The sequence below is a fragment of the Streptomyces flavofungini genome, assembly GCF_014650815.1.
Lineage (GTDB): Bacteria > Actinomycetota > Actinomycetes > Streptomycetales > Streptomycetaceae > Streptomyces > Streptomyces flavofungini.
This window is the reverse complement of the sequence record NZ_BMVR01000010.1, coordinates 69,904-92,849: the sequence shown is the minus strand read 5'-3', so window position 1 is coordinate 92,849 and position 22,946 is coordinate 69,904. Positions and strand designations below refer to the sequence as shown.

Sequence of the window (22,946 nt, the reverse complement as noted above, 5' to 3'; positions counted from 1 at the left end):
CTTCCCTGAACTCCGGTGACTTGAGGGACTCCTGATGTCCGAAGAACGGGTCAGGGCCCCGCCGGAGTGTCCCGGCGGAGCCCTGACCCGTTCGGCCGCCGCGCGCGTGCGGCCATTCGGCTACTTGCCGGTGAACTTCTCGTACTCCTTGATGACCTCGTCGGTCGGTCCGTCCATCCGCAGCTCGCCCCGCTCCAGCCAGAGCACGCGGTCGCAGGTGTCACGGATCGACTTGTTGTTGTGGCTGACCAGGAAGACCGAGCCCGCTTCCTTGCGCAGCTCGCGGATGCGGGCCTCGGAGCGCTTCTGGAACTTGCGGTCGCCGGTGGCCAGCGCCTCGTCGATCATCAGCACGTCGTGGTCCTTGGCCGCCGCGATGGAGAACCGCAGGCGGGCGGCCATGCCGGAGGAGTAGGTGCGCATCGGCAGGGTGATGAAGTCGCCCTTCTCGTTGATGCCGGAGAAGTCGACGATGTCCTGGTAGCGCTCCCTGATCTGCTCACGGCTCATGCCCATCGCGAGCCCGCCGAGGATGACGTTGCGCTCGCCGGTCAGATCGTTCATGAGGGCCGCGTTCACCCCGAGGAGCGAGGGCTGGCCGTCGGTGTAGACCTTGCCCTTCTCGGCCGGGAGCAGGCCCGCGATGGCCCGCAGCAGGGTGGACTTGCCGGAGCCGTTGGACCCGATGAGGCCGATCGCCTCGCCGCGGTAGGCGGTGAAGCTGACCCCGCGGACGGCGTGCACCTTGCGCACGCCGCGCTCCTCGCCGCGCTTGATGATGCGGCTCAGCGCGGAGGTGGCGCTGCCCTTGCCCGTCTTGGCGCCGTTGACGCGGTAGACGATGTGCAGCTCGTCCGCGATGACGGTGGGGATGTGCGCCCGGTCGGCGCTCTTGTCGTCAGCCACGGCCGTACCGCTCCTCCGCCTTCCAGAAGTACACGAAGCCGCCCACGGCGACGAGCACGGCCCAGCCGGCCGCGACCGCCCAGACGTGCGGCGGCAGGTTCTCGGAGCCGTAGCCGTCGATGAGCGCGAAGCGCATCAGGTCCATGTAGATGGCGGCCGGGTTCCACTGGAGGATGTCGCCGATCCACGCCGGGTGCTCCTTGAGCATCACCGGGATGGAGAACATCACGCCGGACGCGTACATCCAGGTGCGCATCACGAACGGCATCAGCTGCGCGAGGTCGGGGGTCTTGCTGCCGAGCCGCGCCATGACCAGCGCGAGCCCGGTGTTGAAGAGGAACTGCAGCGCGAGCACCGGCAGGATCAACAGCCAGGACAGCTTCGGATAGCTGCCGAAGCCGACCGCCACCACGAACAGCACGATCATCGAGAACAGCAGCTGCTGGAGCTGCTGCAGCGAGAAGGAGACGGGCAGCGAGGCGCGCGGGAAGTGCAGCGCGCGCACCAGGCCGAGGTTGCCCGAGATCGCCCGTACGCCCGCCATCACCGAGCTCTGCGTGAAGGTGAAGACGAAGACGCCTGTCACGAGGAACGGGATGTACACCTCCCGGGACATGCCCCGGTCGGCCTTGAGGATCAGGCCGAAGATGAGGAAGTAGACGAGCGCGTTGAGCAGCGGTGTCGCCACCTGCCAGAGCTGGCCGAGCTTGGCCTGGCTGTACTGGGCGGTGAGCTTCGCCTGTGAGAAGGCGAGGATGAAGTGGCGCCGCCCCCAGAGCTGGCTGACGTACTCGAAAAGACCCGGACGGGCGCCGCTGACGGACAGGCCGTACTTGGCCGCCAGCTCTGCGGGGGACAGCCCGTCGTCGGGCGACGGTGGCGCGGTCACCGCGACTCCACCGTCCTGCGTTGTCTCACTCACGAGGGGAAACTTTCGTCTTCAGATGCACGGCCGGTCGGGCGTAGGCCTGGGGGGCCAGGGACCGGAATACGGCCCGAATGTTCTCAGACCCGAGCTTGTCAGATCACAGGAGGTCGGCCCAGCCGGGTCAGGCGCCACACCGTACGCCACTTCATGGGGCGGCGAGGTCCGCTCGGGCTGGTCCAGCCCTCCTTGAAACCGCCGAACCAGGCCTTCAGGGCGGGCCGCGAGGGGCGCCGGGCGAGGGTCAGCAGGAGCCAGACGCCGAGGTACACGGGCACCAGGAGGGCGGGCAGGTTGCGGCGGGCCAGCCAGACGCGGTTGCGGGCCACCATGCGGTGGTAGACCGCGTGCCGGGAGGGGGCCGTGGTGGGGTGGAAGAGCACCATGTCCGCGCGGTAGTCGATCATCCAGCCCGCGTCCAGGGCGCGCCAGGCGAGGTCCGTCTCCTCGTGGGCGTAGAAGAAGGCGTCCGGCAGGCCGCCGACCTCCTTCAGGACCTCGGTGCGCACGGCGTTGGCGCCGCCGAGGAACGTCGTCACGCGCGAGGAGCGCATCGGGTCCGAGGCGCGCAGGCGCGGCACGTGGCGGCGCTGGGTGATGCCGGTGTCCGGGTCGGCGATGCGGAAGCTGATGATGCCGAGCTCGGGGTCCGCCGCGAAGGCCGCGCGGCACAGCTCGGCGGTGTCGGTGTGCGCGAGCAGCCCGTCGTCGTCGAGGAACAGCAGGATGTCGACGTCGGTGCCGCCCGGGCCGAAGGCCTCGATGCCCACGTTGCGCCCGCCCGGGATGCCCAGGTTCTCGGGCAGTTCTATGGTGCGCACGCCCGCGGGCACGTCCGGCACGGGGGCGCCGTTGCCGACGACGACCACCTCGACCCGGTCGCCGTCCTGCTTGGCGACCGAGTCGAGCAGGGCGCGCAGCTCCTGGGGGCGGTTGCCCATGGTGATGACGACCGCGCCGACCTTGAGCGGCGCGGTCGACGTCCCCGGTGTACCGGCGGGGCTCGGTGTACTCACTTCAGCCTGCTCGACACGAGGATGGACACGAGGTGCAGCAGGGTCTGCAGGAGCGCGATGCCCGCGAGCACGGCGACCCCGACACGGGAGAAGAACAGGTCTCCCCTGACCGAGTCCACGATCGCGAGGACCAGGATCAGCAGCGACGCCTCGATGCCGAGGATCAGCCGGTGGAACTTCAGCGCGGCCGCGGCCTTGCGTGCCAGGGCCATGCCGGCGGCGCGCGGCTCGGCCGCCGACTCCTGGACGGGAGCCATGCCCTGCTGATGGCGGGCGACCGCGACGAGGTCGGTCTCGGCCTTGATCAGGATGGCGCCGAGGGCGGCCAGGGTGCCGAGGAAGGCCCACAGCCAGTCGATGCGGCCCGAGCCCCACAGGTCGGCGGCGCGCAGGCCGAAGCCGACCAGCACCGCCGCGTCGCACAGATAGGCGCCGACCCGGTCCAGGTACACCCCGGACATCGAGTACTGCTTGCGCCAGCGGGCGATCTCGCCGTCGACGCAGTCGAGCAGCAGATAGAGCTGGACCGCGACGACGCCGAGCACCGCGCCCCAGATCCCCGGCACCAGGAGGGCCGGGGCGGCGAGGACGCCCGCGACGGTCATCAGGTAGGTCAGCTGATTGGGCGTGATCCTGGTGTTCACCAGGTAGCGGTCGCAGCGCAGCGAGATCTCCCGCATGTACATGCGTCCCGCCCAGTGCTCACCGCTGCGCCGGTCCTTCACCCCCGCGGGGTGAACGACGGGCCGGAGTTCAGCTACCGATGGCCTTGGCATAGTCGGCGTATGCGTCCTTGATCTGGTCGGTGTTCAGATTGAGGTGCTCGAGGATCGTGTAGCGGCCCGGCCGGGTCTGCGGCGCGTACTCGACGACCTGGACGAACTCGTCCACGGTGAAGCCGATCTCCTCGGGCAGGACCGGCAGGCCGTGGCGGCGCAGGACCTCCGCCATGTACGCCGACTCCTCGCGGGCACCGCGCAGGTACATCGCGAAGGCGGCGCCGAGGCCGCACTGCTCGCCGTGGCTCGCGGCGCGCTTGGGGAAGAGCAGGTCGAAGGCGTGGTTGATCTCGTGGCAGGCGCCGGACGCCGGGCGGGAGTCGCCCGAGACGGACATGGCGATGCCGGTGAGGACCAGGCCCTCGGCGAGTACCTGCAGGAAGCCGTCGTCGCCGACGCCGCCGGGGTGGCGCAGGACCGCCTCGCCGGCCTGGCGGGCCATCGCGGCGGCCAGGCCGTCGATGTCCTCGCCGCGCTCGCGGGCGGCCAGCTCCCAGTCCCGGATCGCGGAGATGTTGGACAGGGCGTCGCCGATGCCGGAGCGCACGAAGCGGACCGGGGCCTCGCGGATGACGTCGAGGTCGATGACGACCGCGATCGGGTTCGGCACGCCGTAGGAGCCGCGGCCCGCGTCGTTGTCGAGCGTCGCGACGGGCGAGCACAGACCGTCGTGCGACAGGTTCGTCGCGACGGCGACCAGCGGCAGACCGACGCGCGCCGCGGCGAACTTGGCGCAGTCGATGATCTTGCCGCCGCCGAGGCCGACGACCGCGTCGTAGCGGCCCTTCTTCATGGCCTCGGCGAGCTTGATGGCGTCATCGAGGGTGCCGCCGCCCACCTCGAACCATTCAGCGCTCGGCAGCGACGGCGCGAGCCGCTTGCGCAGCACCGCGCCGGAGCCGCCGCTGATGGCGATGGCGAGCTTGCCGGTCGACGAGCAGATCCGCTGGTCGGCGAGGACACCGGCCAGGTCGTTCAACGCCCCTGCCCGGATGTCGACGACGACCGGCGAGGGGATGAGCCTCGTCAGTACTGGCACGCGATTTCACGCCCCTTGGCGAGGTCGTCGTGGTTGTCGATCTCGACCCACGTGACGTCGCCGATCGGCGCCACGTCGACCTTGAAGCCGCGGTTGACGAGCTCCTGGTAGCCGTCCTCGTAGTAGAGGTCGGGGTCGCGCTCGAAGGTGGTCTTCAGGGCGTCGGCGAGCTCGTCGGCGGCGGAGCCCTCGATGAGGGTGACGCCGATGTACTCACCGGTGGCCTCGGCCGGGTCCATCAGCTTGGTGATCTTCTGGACGCCCTTCTCGGGGTCCACGACGACCTTCATCTCCTCGTCGGCGAGCTGCTTCACCGTGTCGAGGGCCAGGATGATCTTCTTGCCGTCGCCGCGGGCGGCGAGCAGCGTCTTCTCGACGGAGACCGGGTGCACGGTGTCGCCGTTGGCGAGGATCACGTCGTGCTTGATGGCGTCACGGCCGCACCACAGGGAGTAGGCGTTGTTCCACTCCTCGGCCTTGTCGTTGTCGATGAGCGTCAGCTTGAGGCCGTACTTCGCCTCCAGGGCCGCCTTGCGGTCGTAGACGGCTTCCTTCTTGTAGCCGACGATGATCGCGACCTCGGTCAGGCCGATCTCGGCGAAGTTCTTCAGGGTGAGGTCGAGGACGGCCAGCTCATTCTCGGTTCCCTCGCCCACGACGGGCACCAGCGCCTTGGGCAGCGTTTCGGTGTAGGGACGCAGGCGCCGGCCGGCGCCGGCAGCCAGGACGAGGCCGATCATGCGGGTTCTCCTTCATCGTGTACGGCGGGTGCGCCACGCATGTGAGCGGTCACCCAGAAGCGGATGCTCTCGATGAGCACCACGAGTGCCACGGCCACGGCGAGAGCCGTGAGCGCGACGGTGAAATCTGTGTCGTGCAGTGCGAAGGCGGCCAGCGCGACCGCCAGGGTCCTGCCCTCTTGGCCGCCGATCGCCCGCACCAGCCAGCGCGGGGGCGCGCCGGTGCCGCCCTTGATGCGGTACACCGTGTCGTAGTGATGGTAGGCGACCGCGGCCACCAGGCCGAAAGCCGCGGGAAGGCTTCCGTTCACATCGGCTTTGGCCGCCAGCACCAGTACGGTGCCGTACTCCGCGACCCGGAAGAACGGCGGCACCAGCCAGTCGAGGGCGCCCTTGAGGGGGCGGCCGAGGGCGAGTCCGGACGCGATGACGTACACCACGGCGCCGACCACCACCCACGGGCTGCCGTAGGAGCTGAAGAGGGCCGCGCAGACCACCGCGGCGCCGCCGGCGAAGGCGACGGCGGGCGCGGGCAGCGGCAGGCGCAGCCGCAGCGCGGCGAAGGCGGACGCGAGCGGGCCGTTGTCGGCGAGGTCGGCGAGCGCCGCCGTGGCGCGGTCGGTGCGGGTCGCCTTGCGGGTCAGCGAGCGCAGCACGCGCCCTGCCGTGGTGTAGCAGGCGGCGAGGCCGCAGCCGATGAGCAGGACGACCAGGGTGATGCGGGGCGTGCTGACGGCGGTGAGCACGGCGATCAGGGCCCAGCGTTCGCCGATGGGCAGCACGATCATGCGGCGCAGCCAGACCGTCCAGCCGACGCTGTCGAGCTTGTCGGAGAGGGCGGCGGTGGGGCTGGTGTTGCCGGTGGCGTCGTGGTTCGCCTCGTTGAAGGAGAAGTCCACGACGTGCCGGCAGGTCTGCAGGACCATCGCGCCGAGCGCGAGCGCCCACACATCGTCGCCGCCGCGGGCGGCGCCGAGCGCGAGGCCCGCGTAGTACGCGTACTCCTTGGCGCGGTCGAAGGTCGCGTCGAGCCAGGCGCCGAGCGTGGAGTACTGCAGCGAGTAGCGGGCGAGCTGGCCGTCCGTGCAGTCCAGGACGAAGGAGAACAGGAGCAGCACGCCGGCGGCGACGAAGCCGCCGCGGGTGCCGGTCGCCGCGCAGCCGGCCGCGATCACCGCCACCAGCAGGGAGGCGGTGGTGACCTGGTTCGGGGTGAGGCCCCGGCGGGCGCACCAGCGGGCGAGGTAGCGCGAGTACGGGCTGATGCAGTAGGTCGTGAAGAAGCCGTCGCGGGCCTTCACGGCGCCGCGCAGGCGGACGGCCTCGTCGTCGACGGCGGCGACGGCCTGGCGGGCGGAGTTGCGGGACTCGGGGTCGCCGGGCAGGGCCGCGACGAGGGTGCCGAGTTCGGGCCGGTGCACGTCGGTGCCGGAGGCCTCGACGGCGGCGGCGACGCGGTCGGGCACGGCGTCGGAGGCGACCGCCACGGACGCGCGGCCGCCGTCGGCGGTGGCCTCGGCGGCAGCGGCCTCGACAGCCCCGGCGGCCCCAACTGCCGTGCGCAGCGCGGCCGTCAGCTCCCGGCGCGCCGACGCCTGCGCGGTCATGGCGCCGGGCACGGCGGACACCGGGAAGCGCGGGTCGGTCAGGCCGAGGCGCAGGGCGTGGACGTGGCCGACGAAGCGGCTGTCGACGAGGGCGACGCGCTCGGTGGCGGGCAGGTCACGCAGCAGGGCCTCGAGCTCTTCCGGGGACGCCGCCTCGGGGGCGGTCCGCACGTCGAAGCCCAGGGACCGCAGATCGCCTTCGAGCGGCGAACCGGGCACCGGCCGGCCGGTGAGGATGGCGGTCGACAGACGAACTCACTCCTTGATTCCCGGCGCGGCTCGCGCGGGCACGTGCGTGACGGGGGCACCCGGGCAGCGAGGCGGCCGGGCGGCATGTCGGCAGAGGCTATCGGATGAATGGAAGCGGGCGTTCACCGCCCGTTCACGCCCCGATCAGCGCGGTCTGCGTGGTTCTCGACCGCCGCGATCATCATGGTCGAAAGCGGCCCGCGGCCACAAACCGTGGGGTCCACAACCGACCAAGCCAGCCTAAGGTGGACGCCCATGACATGGATGATCACAGGTGGAGCGGGATATATCGGGGCGCATGTGGCGCGGGTCATGGCCGGTGCGGGTGAGCGGGTGGTCGTCCTGGACGACGTCTCCTCGGGTGTGCCGGAGCGGCTGCCGTCGGACATTCCACTGGTACGGGGCACTTCGCTCGACGGGGGCCTGCTGCGGCGGGTGTTCGCCGAGCACGCGGTGACGGGGGTCGTGCATCTCGCCGCCCGCAAGCAGGTCGGCGAATCGGTGGAGCAGCCGCTGCGCTACTACCGGGAGAACGTCGGGGGCCTGACGACGCTCCTCGAAGCGGTGGTGGACGCCGGGGTGAAGCGGTTCGTCTTCTCGTCGTCGGCGGCCGTCTACGGCAACCCGCCGGACGCCGACCTGGTCGCCGAGGACACGCCCTGCGCGCCGGTCAGCCCCTACGGCGAGACGAAGCTGGCCGGTGAGTGGCTGGTGCGGGCGGCCGGACGGGCCCACGGGCTGACCACGACGTGCCTGCGGTACTTCAACGTGGCGGGCTCCGCCAGCCCGGAGCTGGCGGACACCGGTGTCTTCAACGTGGTCCCGATGGTCTTCGACCGCCTCACCCGCGGCGAGGCCCCGCGCGTCTTCGGCACCGATCACCCCACGCCCGACGGCACCTGTGTGCGGGACTACATCCACGTCGGCGACCTCGCCGAGGCCCATCTCGCCGCCGCCCGCAGGCCCGCCGAGCCGGGCAGCGATCTGACGGTGAACATCGGCCGCGGCGAGGGCGTTTCCGTACGCGAACTCCTCACCGTGATCGCGGAGGTCACCGGGGACACGCGCGAGCCCCTCCTCGAACCGCGCCGGGCGGGTGACGCGCCGCGCGCCGTGGCGGACGTACGCCTGGCCGCGAAGGCGCTGGGCTTCAGCGCCCGGCTCGGGGTGCGCGAGATGGTGGAGTCGGCGTGGGCGGGCTGGTGCCTGCGCCACCCGGAGGCCGTGCGCGGCTAGTCGTAGCGTCCCGCAAAGTCACCTTCAAGGCTCTGACCTGCGGAGTGTTTCCGCAGGTCAGAGCATATGACAACGGTTCCCAAGAGCGTGTTGCGCATACCCCCCACCCGTAGTTGACTGAAGGTCGCGTCCGGATCAGGGCGACGACCGACGACGACGGAGGACCGCGCCATGGGGGCAGGACACGACCACGGCCACGCACCGCCCGCGCGGGGCACGGCCACGGCCGCCCACAAGGGGCGCCTGCGCATCGCGCTGTCCATCACGCTCACCGTCATGGTGGTGGAGATCGTCGGCGGCATCGTCGCCGACTCCCTCGCGCTGATCGCGGATGCGACGCACATGGCGACGGACGCGCTGGGCCTCAGCATGGCGCTGCTCGCCATCCACTTCGCGAACCGCCCGCCGAGCGAGAACCGCACCTTCGGCTACGCCCGCGCCGAGATCCTGGCGGCGCTCGCCAACTGTCTGCTGCTCTTCGGCGTCGGCGGGTACGTCCTGTACGAGGCGGTGCAACGGTTCGTCACGCCCGCCGCGACCGAGGGCGGCCTGACCATGGTCTTCGGCCTGATCGGCCTGCTCGCGAACCTGGTCTCGCTGGCCCTGCTGATGGGCGGCCAGAAGGACAGTCTCAATGTGCGCGGCGCCTTCCTGGAGGTCCTCGCGGACGCGCTGGGCTCGGTCGCGGTGCTCGTCTCGGCCGCCCTCATCCTGCTCACCGGCTGGCAGGCCGCCGACCCCATCGCCTCCATCGTCATCGGGCTCATGATCGTCCCGCGCACCTGGAAGCTGCTGCGGGAGACCCTGAACGTCCTGCTCGAATCGGCGCCCAAGGGCGTCGACATGGCCGAGGTCCGCGCCCACATGCTGGCCCTGCCCGGCGTGGAGGACGTGCACGACCTGCACGCCTGGACGATCACGTCGGGGATGCCGGTGCTCTCGGCGCACGTCGTCGTCAGCTCCGAGGCGCTGACCGCCATCGGCCACGAGAAGATGCTGCACGAGCTGCAGCTCTGCCTGGGCGACCACTTCGACGTCGAGCACTGCACGTTCCAGCTGGAGCCGGGCGGCCACGCGGAGCACGAGCCGGGGCTGTGCCACTGACGTACGACCGGACGCGTGGCCACGTACGGCCTGGTCACGTACAGGCCGAGCAGGCACGGGCGGGACTCCCGATCACGGACAGTGCTACCCTGGCCAGGACCTTACGGAAGTGAAAGAGGTGGGTTGATGACTGTCGTGGCTGGCGCTGCCCTGCGCGGCGACACGTCTGTCCCCACTTTCCGGGCCCACGCCTGACCTTCCGTACGTCGCCTCTCGCACGTACGTCACGTATGCCTTGCGCGTACGTCATCCGTGTCACGGCCGGGCCCACTCATTCAAGGGTTTACTCCGTTGACTCAGAACGCGATCACCAACGCCTTCTTCACCCTGCACCACGGCCTGCCCCGGCAGGGTCCCGGCTCCGACGCCACCACCCGCAAGCTGCTCGCCCTCGCCGGTGAGCTGCCCGCCCGTCCGCGCGTCCTCGACCTGGGCTCCGGCCCCGGCCGCTCCGCGCTGCTCCTGGCCGCCGAGGCCGGAGCCGAGGTCACGGCCGTCGATCTGCACGAGCCGTTCCTCACCGAGCTGCGCGCGGCGGCGGACGCCCGCGGGCTCGCCGACTCCGTGCGCACCGTCCAGGCCGACATGGGCGAACTGCCCTACCCGGACGGTTCGTTCGACCTGATCTGGGCCGAGAGCTCGGTCTACTGCATCGGCTTCGACACCGCCCTCGACAGCTGGCGGCGGCTGCTCGCCCCCGGCGGGACGCTCGTCGTCACCGAGTGCGAGTGGACGACCGACGCCCCGTCCGGGGCGGCGCGCGCCTTCTGGGAGCAGCACTATCCGCTGCGCACCACCGAGGAGAACACGCGCGCGGCCCTCGCGGCCGGGTACGCGGTGCTCGGCACCGTGTCCCAGCCGGAGTCCGACTGGGACGAGTACTACGGTCCGCTCGGCGCCCGCGCCGACGCGGCCGACCCCGGGGCGCCCGGCATGGCCGAGGCCCTGGCCGGCACCCGCGCCGAGATCGCCATGCGGCGGGAGCACGGGGCGGAGTTCGGTTACACCGGCTACGCCCTGCGCCCGGCGGGCGACGGCTGGCGCACCCGGCCCGAGTCGGCGTCCGGCGCCGACCGCGCGGCCGTGCACGCCGTGCACGCCGCCGCCTTCGAGACGGAGGCGGAGGCCGACCTCGTGGACGCACTCCGCGCGGACCCCGGGGCGTGGCTCGACGGGCTCTCGGTGGTCGCCGAGGCGCCGGGCACGGACAGCGCCGACGGCGCGGGCGGGGAGGTCGTGGCGCACGCCCTGATCACCCGCTGCCACGTGGACGGCGCCCCGGCCCTGTGCCTGGCGCCCGTGGCCGTACTACCGGCGTACCAGGGAACGGGCGCCGGTTCGGCCGTCGTGCGCGCCGTGCTGCACGCCGCGCGCACCCGTGGCGAGCAACTGGTCCTGGTGCTCGGGCACCCGGACTACTACCCGCGGTTCGGGTTCACCCCGGCCTCGGGGTACGGGATCCGGCCAAGTTTCGAGGTGCCGGACGAGGCGATGATGGCGCTCGTCCTGGCACGGCCCGGTACAGGTGACGGCGGCAAGCCCGTCCCGTCAGGCACGATCGCCTATCCGGCGGCCTTCGGGGTCTGATCCCGGCGCGCCCCCGGCCGGACGCCGGGGGCGCCGCGGCGCGATCCGCGTGTCCCGTTCCCACGGTCGGGGACGGGACATGCGGGGCCCCCGGAGTGCCGGGAGTGCCCCCGTCGTACGGCAGACTTGACCATCCGAGACCGAAGCGAAGGATGGGTATGCCGATCACACCTGCCACCGCGGCGAACAGCTCGTCGAACGGCGCCGGAGAAACTATCTTGCTGGAACTCGTCGACGAGGACGGCAGGACGATCGGCACGGCGGAGAAGCTGGCCGCTCACCAGGCGCCCGGGCAGTTGCACCGGGCGTTCTCCGTCTTCCTCTTCGACGAGCAGGGGCGGCTGCTGCTCCAGCAGCGGGCGCTCGGCAAGTACCACTCCCCCGGCGTCTGGTCGAACACCTGCTGCGGGCACCCGTACCCGGGCGAGGCACCGTTCGCGGCCGCCGCCCGGCGCACCTACGAGGAGCTGGGCGTCTCGCCGTCACTGCTCGCCGAGGCAGGCACGGTGCGCTACAACCACCCGGACCCGGAGTCGGGCCTGGTGGAGCAGGAGTTCAACCACCTCTTCGTGGGCATGGTGCAGGCCGACCTGCGTCCGGACCCCACCGAGGTGGGCGGGACGGCGTTCGTGACCGCCGGGGAGCTGGCGGAGCGGCACGCGAAGGGGCCGTTCTCCGCGTGGTTCATGACCGTCCTGGACGCGGCGCGGCCCGCGATCAAGGAGCTGACAGGGCCGGGCGCGGGCTGGTAGTCCGCGGGCACCGCCGGACCTCGCCGGGCTCCCCCGGGCGCTCCGCCCCCCCTCGGACCTCAGATCCCGTTGGGTTTCAGGGGCAAGGCCGCCCAGATGACCTTGCCCCCGCTGGCCGTGTGCGCGACGTCGCAGGCGCCGCCCGCCTCGCGGGCGATCTCACGGACCAGGAGCAGCCCCCGGCCGCCGGTCTGGCCGTGGTCGGCCTCCAGCGCCGTCGGGCGGTAGGGGTGGTTGTCCTCCACGGATACCCGCACCCACTCCGCGCCCACCGCGACCTCCACGGCGAGCATCGGCGACAGCAGCGCCGCGTGCCGTACGGCGTTGGTGACCAGTTCGGAGACGATCAGGAGCAGCCCCTGCACCAGGTCGTCCGATGCCGGCACTCCCTGGCGCGCGAGCAGATCGCGCACCGCGTGCCGTGCCTGGGGCACCGAGGCGTCGACGGCGGGGGCGGTGAACCGCCACACGCCCTCGTACGGCACGCGCCCACCTCCCCCGGGGAGCGGGTCCGGCCCTCTCCCGTCGTTGCCCATCGCCCGGTCCCCGCCCTCGCGCTCGGTTGTCACCACACGTCGAGTGTTGGTAACGCGCTGGTCCGTACCGCGCTACTGACCAGAAGTCAGCGACTATCGACGGGAATTGATCGCCCCCGCGTGCCGTCGTCAGTTGCGCGACTGCTCCTGCCCTTCTTGTTCCGCCTTCGAGGGTTCTTCAGCTTGTACGGCTTGCGGGGTCCCGCCCGCGCCGCCGACGCGCTCCGAGACCATGCTGATCAGGCGTCGGCCGCCGACGGCCGTCGCGATCAGGCCGAGGCCGTCGAAGAGCAGCGCGAGCGAGAAGAAGCAGCCGATGACGTACTGGCTGCTGTGCGGCCAGTCGCCGAGCACGAGCACGCCGAGCAGCACACCGAAGGCACCCTGCAGCAGCGTCACCGCCATCTGCGGGCCACGCACCACCAGGCTGCCGACGAGCCGGAACACACCACCGGTCAGGAAGAGCAGCGCCGCGAACATCGTCAGCGCCTCCGCGGCCACATCGGGCCTGCGGATGACGACGACGCCCGCCGCGAGGTTCAGCGCGGCGACCACCACCCCGAGCCAGAAGAAGTTCGTGCCGCGCGACTGCACCGCGTGCAGCAGCGCCACCAGGCCGCCCACCAGGAGCAGCCAGCCGAACAGCAGCATCGAGGTGAGCGTGGCCACGCCGACGTACACGATGCCGATGAGCCCGCCGAGGACGAGGATCGCGCCGAGCACGGCGAGCCAGCCGAAGCTGCGCTGCAGGCGGGCTCCTTCATCCGTGATGCCGGTACTGTCGGCACCGTCCTGACCTGCCCGTTTGTGTGTTCCGCCGAGCATCATGAGGGCCTCCGTCCGCTGTGCGACGCCGCCCCTTCTTGATCGTACGTTCGGTGGGTGCGGATAGCATCCGGCGCATGGAGCCGCAGCTGAGGCACGCCGTCGCCGACGGCGTCGCCACCGTCGTCATCGACCATCCGGCCAAGCGCAACGCCATGACGGCGGACATGTGGCGCTCGCTGCCGCCGCTGCTCGCGGCGCTCGCCGCCGATTCCGCCGTACGGGCGCTGGTCCTGACCGGCGCCGGGGACACGTTCTGCGCGGGCGCCGACATCTCCTCGCTGCGCACGGAACCGGCGCGCGCGCAGGAGCTCGCGGTGCGGGCCGAGGAGGCCCTCGCGGCCTTCCCCAAGCCGACGCTCGCGGCGGTGCGCGGGTACTGCGTGGGCGGCGGCTGCCAGTTGGCGGCGGCCTGCGATCTGCGGTTCGCCGACGAGGGCGCGGTGTTCGCGATCACCCCGGCGAAGCTCGGCATCGTCTACCCGGCGTCGACGACGCGCCGCCTGGTGGCGCTCGTGGGGCCCTCGACCGCCAAGTACCTGCTGTTCTCCGGCGAGTCCGTCGACACCGGGCGGGCGCTGCGGAGCGGGCTCGTGGACGAGGTGCTGCCCGCCGGGGACCTGGACGCGCGGGTCAAGGAGTTCACGCGGATCCTGGCCTCGCGGTCGCTGCTCACGCAGGCGGCGGCGAAGGAGTTCGCGTCCGTGACCGCCGGTTCGGACGGCCCCGACGCCGGGGTCGCGCGGGAGGCCTACTGGGCCGGGCAGATGCGCGGCAGCGGCGACACCGCCGAGGGTGTCGCCGCCTTCCTGGAGCGCAGGCAGCCGCGCTTCGCCTGGACTCCGCCGCCGGGTCCGGCTACGCCGGCTGCTCCTGCTCCTCGTCGCTGAACCGGTTGAGGTCGCGGAACATCTCGACGAGGTGGGCGGGCGCCTTCTCCGGCGAGCCGGCGTCGTAGGGCGGCTGCGGGTCGTACTCCATCATCAGCTGGACGGCCTGGGCGCGTTCCTCACCCGCGATCCGGCCGACGAGCGCGAGACCCATGTCGATGCCGGACGACACCCCGGCCGCCGTGACGTACTTCCCGTCGAACACCACCCGCTGCCCCGTCGACCGCACGCCGACCTTGTCCAGCTCCTCCAGGGCCAGCCAGTGCGAGGTCGCCTGGCGGCCCTCCAGGAGCCCCGCGGCGGCGAGCGCCAGGGAGCCCGTGCACACGGACGTCGTCCAGGTGCTGGTGGCGTCGGCGGTGCGCAGCCAGCCGAGCAGCGCCTCGTTCTCCATCTGGTCGCTCTGGCCGGGGCCGCCGGGCACCACCACGATGTCCGGGCTCGACACCTCGTCGAAGGTCTTCTCAGCGACGAGGGTGAGGTGGCCGGTGTCGTCGTGCACGGGCCCGGCCTGCTCGGCCACGAAGACGACCTCGGCGTCCGGGAGTCCGGCGAGCGTCTGGAACGGGCCGACGGCGTCGAGCGCGGTGAAGCGTTCGTACAGGGCGATGGCGATCTGCATGCGGGCACTCCTCGGGAAGGCGGGTCGGATGACGGTGTGCGGTGGTGCGGCGGGACCGGTGCGCGGTCACGGGTGCCGGGTGGGCGCGTGGCTCACACCGCGACGGTCAGGGGGGTGTGGAAGCGGCGGCGGTACTCGGCCGGTGCCGTGCCGAGCGCCTTGACGAAGGCGCGGCGCATGGCCTCCGGGGTGCCGTAGCCGCAGGCGCGCGAGACCTCCTCGACGCCGTCGGAGGTGTCCTCCAGGAGGCGCCTGGCGTGCTCGACGCGGACCCGGTCGACGTACTTGCCGGGGGTCATGCCGGTCTCCGCCTGGAAGGCGCGGGCGAAGTGCCGGGGCGAGAGCCGGGCGCGCTCCGCCAGGGACTCCACGCTCAGATCGCCCTCGGGGTGCTCGGTGATCCACTGCTGGACCTCGCGCAGCGGCTCCCGGCGGGCCGTCTGCGCCGACAGCTGGGCGCTGAACTGCGCCTGGTTGCCCGGGCGGCGCAGGAACACGACGAGGTAGCGCGCGATGATCAGCGCCGTGTCCCGGCCCAGGTCCTCCTCGACGAGGGCGAGCGCCAGGTCGATGCCCGCCGTCACGCCCGCCGAGGTCGAGACGTGTCCGTCCCGTACGTAGATGGGGCCCGGGTCCACGTCGATCTCCGGGTGGTCCCGGGCGAGTGTGGCGCAGTACGCCCAGTGGGTCGTCGCGCGGCGGCCGTCGAGCAGGCCCGCGCGGGCCAGCAGGGCGGCCCCGGTGCAGACCGAGATCAGGCGCTCGGCGTGCGGGGCGTGCGCCCGGAGCCAGTCGACCAGTGCCGCGTCCTCCTCGCGGGTGCCCGCGCCGCCGGGCACCAGGACGGTGTGCGGCACCGGAGCGCCGGAACGTCCCGCGTACTCCGCGAGCGAGGAGTCCGGGACCAGCGTGAGCCCGCTCGACGTCCGCACGGGGGCGCCGTCGAGGGAGGCGGTGCGCACCCGGTACGGCGGCGCGTCGGGGTGGTGGTGGCTCGCGCCCGTGAACACCTCGGCGGGGCCGGTGACGTCGAGGCTCTGGACGCCGTCGAAGAGGACGATCAGGACGGTTCGCTGCTCCATACCCACGATTCTTGGGGTACGACGGGATGGCCGCAATGACGGGCAGCCCACCTTTTCTGCCATCCTTTTCCGCCATGGGCAGCTGTCGCCGGTGCCCGGTCCGCATGCCTGCCCGGCGTCGGAGCCCGGGGAGGTCCCGTACGTCGCCGGGAAACCCTTCACCTCATACCGACCAGTCGGTAACGTGTGGGCCATGACCTCTTCGACGACCTCCGCACCGGTCGGCGCGGCGCTGCACCCGCGCGCGGGACGGCGCTGCCACAACGTGCTCAACGCCCTCCACACCACGCACTACTTCTCCCCGGACGTGGGCCGCGAGCTGGCCGCGCTCGGCATCACCCACCCGAAGGCCGTCAACTTCGCCATCCGGGCGGCGGCGCTGGGGGCCGTGGGCGCGGGCACCGTCACGGCCACGTTCTACAACTACCAGCCGGACACGGTCGCCCGGTTCGTGCCGGAGATCTGGCGCACCGCAGCCCCCGAGGACGTCCTCGCCGCCCGTCTCCGCGCCGTCGACACCACACTGCGCCGGCTCCTCGGGGACGAGGCCCTCGCGTCCCCGGAGATGGCGGAGGCGGCCCGCCTCGCCCTGCGGGCCACCGAGGCCTGCTCGCCGAGCGGCCGCCCGCTGTACGCCGCGCACGCCGCCCTGCCCGTGCCCGCCGAGCCGCACCTGGCCTACTGGCACGCGGCGACGCTGCTGCGCGAGCATCGCGGCGACGGCCACCTGGCCGCGCTCCTGGACGCCGAACTCGACCCGGTGGAGGCGCTGGTGAGCCACACCGCGACGGGCAAGAGCATGACGCCCACGTGGAACCTCAACACCCGGGGCTGGACCCAGGAGGACTGGGACGCGGCCGTCGAGCGGCTGCGCGGGCGCGGCCTCGTGGACGCCGAGGGCGAACTGACCGAGTCCGGCGTCGCCTTGCGGGGGCAGGTCGAGGAGCGCACGGACCGGCTCGACCGGGCGCCCTACGAGCACCTCGGCGCGGCGGACGTGGAGCGGCTCACGGAACTGGGCACGGTCTTCGCCGGGGCGGCGCTGGAGGCGGGGGCGTTCCCCGCCGATCTGCTCGGCAAGGGCTGAGCGGCTCCCGCAGCATGGGCCCCGGGGCCGGGGGTACTCGCGCGTCACCCGGCCCCGAGGGGGCTTCCCCGCCGAGGGCCGGGAGACGGAAGGAGAATCCTCGTGTTCCGAGCCATAGCAGACGTGCTGCGACAGATCGGCGGAGCGATCGCCACGGTGGTCACGCTGCCGTTCCGGGCGCTGGCCCGGCTGTTCTCCGGAGCCTCCCGTTCCGGACGCCGGCCGCGCCGGACCCGCCGGGTCTGACGGCCGCGCCCCCGGGTCTGACTGCCTCACTGTCGGTGCCACCTGCCACAATTGGCGCGCAACCCCAGTGAGAAGGCGGTACCGGAACGTGACGACCACCCCAGCGTCCATCGAAGGCAGGATCGCCGAAGAACTCGGCGTGCGGGAGCGGCAGGTGAAGGCCGCCGTGGACCTGCTCGACGGCGGGTCGACGGTGCCCTTCATCGCGCGCTACCGCAAGGAAGCCACCGAGATGCTCGACGACGCGCAGTTGCGCACGCTCGAGGAACGGCTGCGCTATCTGCGGGAGCTGGAGGAGCGGCGGAGCGCCATCCTCGACTCGGTGCGCGAGCAGGGCAAGCTCACGGACGAGCTGGCGGCCCGGATCCGCGAGGCCGACACGAAGGCCCGCCTGGAGGACATCTACCTGCCGTTCAAGCCGAAGCGGCGGACCAAGGCGCAGATCGCCCGCGAGGCCGGTCTGGAGCCGCTGGCCGAGGGGCTGCTCGGGGACCCGACGGTGGAGCCGCAGGCCGCGGCCGCCGCGTTCGTCGACGCGGACAAGGGCGTCGCCGACCCGCAGGCCGCCCTGGACGGCGCCCGCGCCATTCTCACCGAGCGGTTCTCCGAGGACGCCGACCTCATCGGCGAACTGCGCGAGCGCATGTGGGTGCGCGGTCGCCTCGCCGCGAAGGTGCGCGACGGCAAGGAGGAGGCGGGCGCGAAGTTCGCCGACTACTTCGACTTCGCCGAGCCGTTCACGGAGCTGCCCTCGCACCGGATCCTCGCGATGCTGCGCGGCGAGAAGGAGGAGGCGCTCGACCTGGTCCTGGAGCCGGAGGAGGCCACCGAGGGCCCGTCCTCGTACGAGGGCTCGATCGCCCAGCGCTTCGGGATCGCCGACCGCGGCCGGGCCGCCGACAAGTGGCTGACGGACACAGTGCGCTGGGCCTGGCGCACCCGTGTCCTGGTGCACCTCGGCATCGACCTGCGGCTGCGCCTGCGCACGGCCGCCGAGGACGAGGCGGTGCGGGTGTTCGCCGCGAACCTGCGCGACCTGCTGCTCGCCGCCCCCGCGGGCACGCGCGCGACGCTGGGCCTGGACCCCGGTTTCCGTACGGGTGTGAAGGTCGCCGTCGTGGACGCCACCGGCAAGGTCGTGGCGACCGACACGATCCACCCGCACGTCCCGGCGAACAAGTGGGACAAGGCCCTGGCCGCCCTCGCGCGGCTCGCCAAGGAGCACGACGTCGACCTGGTCGCGATCGGCAACGGCACGGCGTCCCGCGAGACGGACAAGCTCGCCGGTGAACTCATCGCCAAGCACCCCGAGTTGAAGCTCACGAAGGTGATGGTGTCCGAGGCGGGCGCGTCGGTGTACTCGGCGTCGGCGTTCGCCTCGCAGGAGCTGCCGGACCTCGATGTGTCGCTGCGCGGCGCGGTGTCGATCGCCCGGCGCCTTCAGGACCCGCTCGCCGAGCTGGTGAAGATCGACCCGAAGTCGATCGGCGTCGGGCAGTACCAGCACGACCTGTCCGAGGTGAAGCTGTCCCGCTCCCTCGACGCGGTCGTCGAGGACTGTGTGAACGGCGTCGGCGTGGACGTGAACACGGCGTCCGCGCCGCTGCTCGCCCGGGTCTCCGGCATCGGCTCCGGCCTCGCCGAGAACATCGTGTCGCACCGCGACGCGAACGGCCCGTTCACGAGCCGCAAGGGCCTCAAGGACGTGCCCCGCCTCGGCCCGAAGGCGTACGAGCAGTGCGCGGGCTTCCTGCGCATCCTCGGCGGCGACGACCCGCTCGACGCGTCCAGCGTGCACCCCGAGGCGTACCCCGTGGTGCGGCGGATGGCGGGCACCGCGGGCGGTGCCGTCGGTTCGCTGATCGGTGACACGGCCACGCTGCGGTCCCTGCGGCCCGCCGACTTCGTCGACGACCTCTTCGGTCTGCCGACCGTCACGGACATCCTCAAGGAGCTGGAGAAGCCCGGGCGCGACCCGCGTCCCGCCTTCAAGACGGCGACCTTCAAGGACGGCGTCGAGAAGATCTCCGACCTCACCTCCGGCATGGTCCTCGAAGGCGTCGTCACGAACGTCGCCGCGTTCGGCGCGTTCGTCGACGTCGGCGTCCACCAGGACGGCCTCGTGCACGTGTCGGCGATGTCCAAGACCTTCGTCAAGGACCCGCGGGACGTGGTGAAGCCCGGCGACATCGTCAAGGTGAAGGTCCTCGACATCGACGTGCCGCGCAAGCGGATCTCGTTGACCCTGCGCCTCGACGACGAGGCCGCCCCGCAGGACGCCTCCGCGCCCGGCGGCCGCAAGGAGCGCGGCGGGCGTCCCCCGCAGCAGCGCGGCGAGCGCGGCCGGGGCGGCGCCAAGCAGAGCCAGGGCGGCGGCGGTCGGGACCAGGCCGGCCGTGGCGGCCGACCCCAGCAACGGCAGCAGCGGCAGGCCCCGCCGCCCGCGAACGACGCGATGGCGGAGGCCCTGCGGCGCGCGGGTCTGGTGGACCCCAAGCAGCGCTGACGCGCGGGGCACCGGGCGCCCGGACGAACAGAGGTCACGGTGGCAGCCGCCTGCGGGTGGCTGCCACCGCGACGAGCCGTCAGATCGGCAGCGGCGGCCGCCGGGCTGTGGCCGACACCGACGCCGGCACCGACGCGACAGCCCCCAGGCCGTCGTGGCCGTCAGGCCGTCGTGGCCGTCAGGCCGTCGTGGCCGTCAGGCCGTCGTGGCCGTCAGGCCGTCGTGGCCGTCAGGCCGTCGTGGCCGTCAGGCCGTCGTGGCCGTCGTGGCCGTCGTGGCCGTCGTGGCCGTCGTGGCCGTCGTGGCCGTCGTGGCCGTCGTGGCCGTCGTGGCCGTCGTGGCCGTCGTGGCCGTCGTGGCCGTCAGCGGGCCGGTTCCGTCACCTTGCCCTCCGACACCTCCAAGCGGCGCGTCACGTTGACCGCGTCGAGCATGCGGCGGTCGTGGGTGACCAGGAGGAGCGTGCCGGTGTAGGAGTCGAGGGCCGACTCCAGTTGTTCGATGGCGGGCAGGTCCAGGTGGTTGGTGGGCTCGTCCAGGACCAGGAGGTTGACGCCTCGGCCCTGGAGGAGGGCCAGGGCGGCGCGGGTGCGTTCGCCCGGTGACAGGGTCACCGCGGGGCGCAGCACGTGGTCGGCCTTCAGGCCGAACTTGGCGAGGAGCGTGCGGACTTCCGCCGGGTCGGTGTCCGGCACCGCCGCCCGGAACGCGTCGAGCAGCGACTCCGCACCGTGGAACAGGGCGCGCGCCTGGTCCACCTCGCCCACGACGACCCCCGAGCCGAGCGCCGCGTGCCCCTCGTCCACGGGGGCGCGGCCGAGCAGGGCGGCCAGGAGCGTCGACTTGCCCGAGCCGTTGGCGCCGGTGATGGCGACGCGGTCGGCCCAGTCGAGCTGGAGGTCGACGGGGCCGAGCGCGAACGAGCCGCGGCGAACGACCGCCCCGCGCAACGTGGCCACGACCGAGCCGGAGCGCGGCGCCGCGGCGATCTCCATCCGGAGCTGCCACTCCTTGCGCGGCTCGTCGACGACGTCCAGGCGCTCGATCATGCGCTGGGTCTGGCGCGCCTTCGCCGCCTGCTTCTCGCTGGCCTCGCTGCGGAACTTGCGCCCGAGCTTGTCGCTGTCGGTGGCCTTGCGACGGGCGTTCTTCACGCCCTTGTCCATCCAGGTCCGCTGCATCTGGGCGCGGTCCTGGAGGGCGGCGCGCTTGTCGGCGTACTCCTCGTAGTCGTCCCGGGCGTGCCTGCGGGCGACCTCGCGCTCCTCCAGATACGCCTCGTACCCGCCGCCGTAGAGGTTGATCTCCTGCTGGGCCAGGTCGAGTTCAAGCACCTTCGTGACCGTGCGCGTCAGGAACTCGCGGTCGTGGCTCACCACGACCGTGCCCGCGCGCAGGCCCCGCACGAACGCCTCCAGGCGGTCCAGGCCCGCCAGGTCCAGGTCGTTGGTGGGCTCGTCGAGCAGGAACACGTCGTACCGGGACAGCAGCAGCGAGGCGAGGCCCGCGCGCGCCGCCTGGCCGCCGGACAACGCCGTCATCGGGTGGTCGAGGCGCACGCCGAGGCCGAGCGAATCGGCCACTTCCTCGGCGCGTTCGTCCAGGTCGGCGCCGCCGAGGGCGAGCCAGCGCTCCAGGCTGAGCGCGTACGCGTCGTCGGCGCCGGGCGCGCCCGCCACGAGGGCCTCGGTGGCCTCGTCCATGGCGGCCTGCGCGGCGGTGACGCCGGTGCGGCGGGCCAGGAACTCCTGGATGGTCTCGCCCGGGCGGCGGTCGGGCTCCTGGGGCAGGTGGCCGACCGAGGCCGTCGGCGGGGACAGGCTGAGCCGGCCGGCGTCCGGGGTGTCCAGGCCCGCGAGGAGGCGGAGCAGCGTGGACTTCCCGGCGCCGTTGGCGCCCACCAGGCCGATGACGTCGCCGGGGGCGACGACGAGGTCCAGGCCCTCGAAGAGGGTGCGGTCGCCGTGGCCGGCGGCGAGGTCTTTCGCGACAAGAGTGGCGTTCATCAGGCCCTGAGCCTAATGCGCGGGGGCGGGGCGCGGTGGGGTGGCCCCGGGAGCACGGGCGGGCGCGTCGCGGCTGCGGGGCGTCGTGCCACCGGGCCGCGGCCCCTCACTCCGAAGCCGACGACACCAGCACGCTGTCCGGCGTCCGCGCCACCACATGGCGGGCCCTGCCCGGCAGGGCCACCCGGTGCTCGCCGGGTTCCAGGACCTCGTCGAGGACTTCGTGGACGCGGGTGCGGTAGAGGCGGTCGAGCCGGTAGACGGTGAGCCGCACCCGGCAGGTGGAGGTGACCTCGGTGACCACGCTGTCCCCGGCCACCGAGAGCCGGGTCAGGCGGCGCTGGGCCAGCGGGCTGCGGTCGAGGGCGTACTCGATCTGGGCGACGAGCAGCGGGACGATGGGCGCGAGGCCGTCCACGTACGCGACGTCGACGCCCGCGCCCTCGAAGGACGCCCGCACCCCGTCCCGGGTCCGCGCGGGCACCTCGCGCGCGAACGCCACCGCCCCGTAGGTCCGCAGCTCCTCCGCGGGTACCCCCGTCGCGTCCGCCGCGATCTCCGCGCCGATGCCGATGGTGCGCAGCGCCGCCGCGAGCTTGGCGTTCAGCGCCACCCGGGCCCCGATGAGCAGCACCCGCCGCCCGGCCCCCGGCGCGGCCCCGTCCAGCAGCCGCCCCAGCTCCGCGCGGTACTCGCCGCCGCGGAAGCGGAACGGCCCTATGCCGTGGTAGCCGTTCAGCTCCAGGTCGGCCCGGTCGGAGGTCTGCCAGGCGAAGTCGCGCCACACATAGTCGTCACCGCCGCCGCTCACGTCGGCGTCGTCGCCGGACTCGGCGCCCGCCCCCGAGCCCCCGGCGCTGTCCCGCGTGCGCTCGATGACCGCCGTCACCGCACCGCACTCGAGGCCCTCGCACTCCGGACAGCCGTAGATCACGTACCGGCCGTCCAGCAGCGGGGCCTCGGCCTCCAGGAGGAGTCGGCGCACATGCGTCGTGAAGATCGCCGGGGGGATGTCGGACGCCAGCGGGGACACGGCGTCGAGGTCGGAGAGCTGGAACAGCAGCGGGCGGCCGTTCACGATGAAGTCGACGAATTCGCGGTGCACTTGATAGTCACCGCCTGCGAGAACTCCACCGGCGCGCATCGCCGGTGCCAGGCCGAAGGTCGCATACTCGGCAGACATGCTGTGAGTATCCCCACCAGGTA

The 22,946-nt window shown here is 72.5% G+C and carries 21 protein-coding genes; 8 read left to right on the top strand and 13 right to left on the bottom strand.

Features of this window, described 5'->3' with window-relative positions; genetic code table 11:
• Nucleotides 1-120: 120 nt before the first annotated feature.
• The 7 genes from IE274_RS25670 to IE274_RS25640 all read right to left on the bottom strand — a co-directional run bounded on the left by IE274_RS25670 (nucleotide 121) and on the right by IE274_RS25640 (nucleotide 7,261).
• Complete coding sequence (locus IE274_RS25670; protein ID WP_190118251.1) at nucleotides 121-906, bottom strand: ABC transporter ATP-binding protein; 786 nt, start codon at nucleotides 904-906, stop codon at nucleotides 121-123.
• Entirely contained in the window at nucleotides 899-1,828 is a 930-nt protein-coding gene (locus tag IE274_RS25665) for an ABC transporter permease (RefSeq protein WP_190118250.1), read from the bottom strand. The genes IE274_RS25670 and IE274_RS25665 overlap by 8 nt, the downstream gene beginning before the upstream one ends.
• Nucleotides 1,829-1,926: 98 nt before the next feature.
• Complete coding sequence (locus tag IE274_RS25660; protein ID WP_190118413.1) at nucleotides 1,927-2,772, bottom strand: glycosyltransferase family 2 protein; 846 nt, start codon at nucleotides 2,770-2,772, stop codon at nucleotides 1,927-1,929.
• A 71-nt stretch (nucleotides 2,773-2,843) separates the two neighbouring features.
• Nucleotides 2,844-3,623, bottom strand: coding sequence for a CDP-alcohol phosphatidyltransferase family protein (locus tag IE274_RS25655; RefSeq protein WP_078619253.1), 780 nt, complete (start codon nucleotides 3,621-3,623; stop codon nucleotides 2,844-2,846).
• Entirely contained in the window at nucleotides 3,601-4,665 is a 1,065-nt protein-coding gene (locus IE274_RS25650; RefSeq protein WP_190118249.1) for an iron-containing alcohol dehydrogenase family protein, read from the bottom strand. Before IE274_RS25650 ends, IE274_RS25655 begins: the two co-directional genes overlap by 23 nt.
• Nucleotides 4,653-5,405: a phosphocholine cytidylyltransferase family protein gene (locus IE274_RS25645; RefSeq protein WP_190118248.1), complete on the bottom strand. Its 753-nt coding sequence runs from the start codon at nucleotides 5,403-5,405 to the stop codon at nucleotides 4,653-4,655. Before IE274_RS25645 ends, IE274_RS25650 begins: the two co-directional genes overlap by 13 nt.
• Entirely contained in the window at nucleotides 5,402-7,261 is a 1,860-nt protein-coding gene (locus IE274_RS25640) for a DUF5941 domain-containing protein (RefSeq protein ID WP_190118412.1), read from the bottom strand. The genes IE274_RS25645 and IE274_RS25640 overlap by 4 nt, the downstream gene beginning before the upstream one ends.
• A 255-nt stretch (nucleotides 7,262-7,516) precedes the next feature.
• Between IE274_RS25640 and galE the strand changes: the two genes are divergently transcribed.
• The 4 genes from galE (at nucleotide 7,517) to idi (ending at nucleotide 11,940) form a co-directional block, all read left to right on the top strand.
• Nucleotides 7,517-8,497 (top strand): UDP-glucose 4-epimerase GalE, encoded by a 981-nt coding sequence (gene galE, locus IE274_RS25635; RefSeq protein ID WP_190118247.1) that lies wholly within the window; start codon nucleotides 7,517-7,519, stop codon nucleotides 8,495-8,497.
• A gap of 171 nt (nucleotides 8,498-8,668) precedes the next feature.
• Nucleotides 8,669-9,601: a cation diffusion facilitator family transporter gene (locus tag IE274_RS25630; RefSeq protein WP_190118246.1), complete on the top strand. Its 933-nt coding sequence runs from the start codon at nucleotides 8,669-8,671 to the stop codon at nucleotides 9,599-9,601.
• 291 nt (nucleotides 9,602-9,892) lie between these two features.
• Complete coding sequence (locus IE274_RS25625; protein WP_190118245.1) at nucleotides 9,893-11,188, top strand: bifunctional class I SAM-dependent methyltransferase/N-acetyltransferase; 1,296 nt, start codon at nucleotides 9,893-9,895, stop codon at nucleotides 11,186-11,188.
• A gap of 158 nt (nucleotides 11,189-11,346) precedes the next feature.
• On the top strand, nucleotides 11,347-11,940 hold the full coding sequence (gene idi, locus IE274_RS25620) for an isopentenyl-diphosphate Delta-isomerase (protein WP_190118244.1): 594 nt from the start codon (nucleotides 11,347-11,349) through the stop codon (nucleotides 11,938-11,940).
• Between the two features lie 59 nt (nucleotides 11,941-11,999).
• On the opposite strand, the gene IE274_RS25615 is transcribed toward idi, so the two are convergent.
• Nucleotides 12,000-12,476, bottom strand: a complete 477-nt coding sequence (locus IE274_RS25615) for an ATP-binding protein (protein WP_190118411.1) — start codon at nucleotides 12,474-12,476, stop codon at nucleotides 12,000-12,002.
• A gap of 129 nt (nucleotides 12,477-12,605) precedes the next feature.
• Nucleotides 12,606-13,304 carry an HdeD family acid-resistance protein gene (locus tag IE274_RS25610; RefSeq protein ID WP_190118243.1) on the bottom strand — a complete coding sequence of 233 codons (699 nt, stop codon included), beginning with the start codon at nucleotides 13,302-13,304 and terminating at the stop codon, nucleotides 12,606-12,608.
• Nucleotides 13,305-13,378: 74 nt separating this feature from the next.
• On the opposite strand from IE274_RS25610, the gene IE274_RS25605 reads away from it, so the two are divergent.
• On the top strand, nucleotides 13,379-14,191 hold the full coding sequence (locus IE274_RS25605; protein WP_190118242.1) for an enoyl-CoA hydratase/isomerase family protein: 813 nt from the start codon (nucleotides 13,379-13,381) through the stop codon (nucleotides 14,189-14,191).
• On the opposite strand, the gene IE274_RS25600 is transcribed toward IE274_RS25605, so the two are convergent.
• Both IE274_RS25600 and IE274_RS25595 read right to left on the bottom strand, forming a co-directional pair.
• Nucleotides 14,160-14,813, bottom strand: coding sequence for a DJ-1/PfpI family protein (locus tag IE274_RS25600; RefSeq protein ID WP_190118241.1), 654 nt, complete (start codon nucleotides 14,811-14,813; stop codon nucleotides 14,160-14,162). The genes IE274_RS25605 and IE274_RS25600 overlap by 32 nt on opposite strands.
• A 92-nt stretch (nucleotides 14,814-14,905) precedes the next feature.
• Nucleotides 14,906-15,895, bottom strand: a complete 990-nt coding sequence (locus tag IE274_RS25595) for a GlxA family transcriptional regulator (protein ID WP_190118240.1) — start codon at nucleotides 15,893-15,895, stop codon at nucleotides 14,906-14,908.
• Nucleotides 15,896-16,088: 193 nt separating this feature from the next.
• Here IE274_RS25595 and IE274_RS25590 point away from each other — a divergent pair, with 193 nt between their 5' ends.
• From IE274_RS25590 to IE274_RS25580, 3 genes are all read left to right on the top strand, one after another.
• Nucleotides 16,089-16,982 (top strand): SCO6745 family protein, encoded by an 894-nt coding sequence (locus IE274_RS25590; protein ID WP_190118239.1) that lies wholly within the window; start codon nucleotides 16,089-16,091, stop codon nucleotides 16,980-16,982.
• Nucleotides 16,983-17,084: 102 nt separating this feature from the next.
• Nucleotides 17,085-17,228: an LPFR motif small protein gene (locus IE274_RS25585; RefSeq protein ID WP_190118238.1), complete on the top strand. Its 144-nt coding sequence runs from the start codon at nucleotides 17,085-17,087 to the stop codon at nucleotides 17,226-17,228.
• An 88-nt stretch (nucleotides 17,229-17,316) separates the two neighbouring features.
• Nucleotides 17,317-19,734, top strand: a complete 2,418-nt coding sequence (locus IE274_RS25580; RefSeq protein WP_190118237.1) for a Tex family protein — start codon at nucleotides 17,317-17,319, stop codon at nucleotides 19,732-19,734.
• Between the two features lie 362 nt (nucleotides 19,735-20,096).
• On the opposite strand, the gene IE274_RS25570 is transcribed toward IE274_RS25580, so the two are convergent.
• Together IE274_RS25570 and IE274_RS25565 are read right to left on the bottom strand one after the other, a co-directional pair.
• The gene (locus IE274_RS25570; protein ID WP_190118235.1) at nucleotides 20,097-21,740 is read right to left on the bottom strand and encodes an ABC-F family ATP-binding cassette domain-containing protein; all 1,644 of its coding nucleotides are present in this window, start codon (nucleotides 21,738-21,740) and stop codon (nucleotides 20,097-20,099) included.
• A gap of 106 nt (nucleotides 21,741-21,846) precedes the next feature.
• A complete protein-coding gene (locus IE274_RS25565; protein ID WP_190118234.1) occupies nucleotides 21,847-22,923 on the bottom strand; it encodes an oxidoreductase in 1,077 nt (358 codons plus the stop codon).
• Nucleotides 22,924-22,946 lie beyond the last annotated feature (23 nt).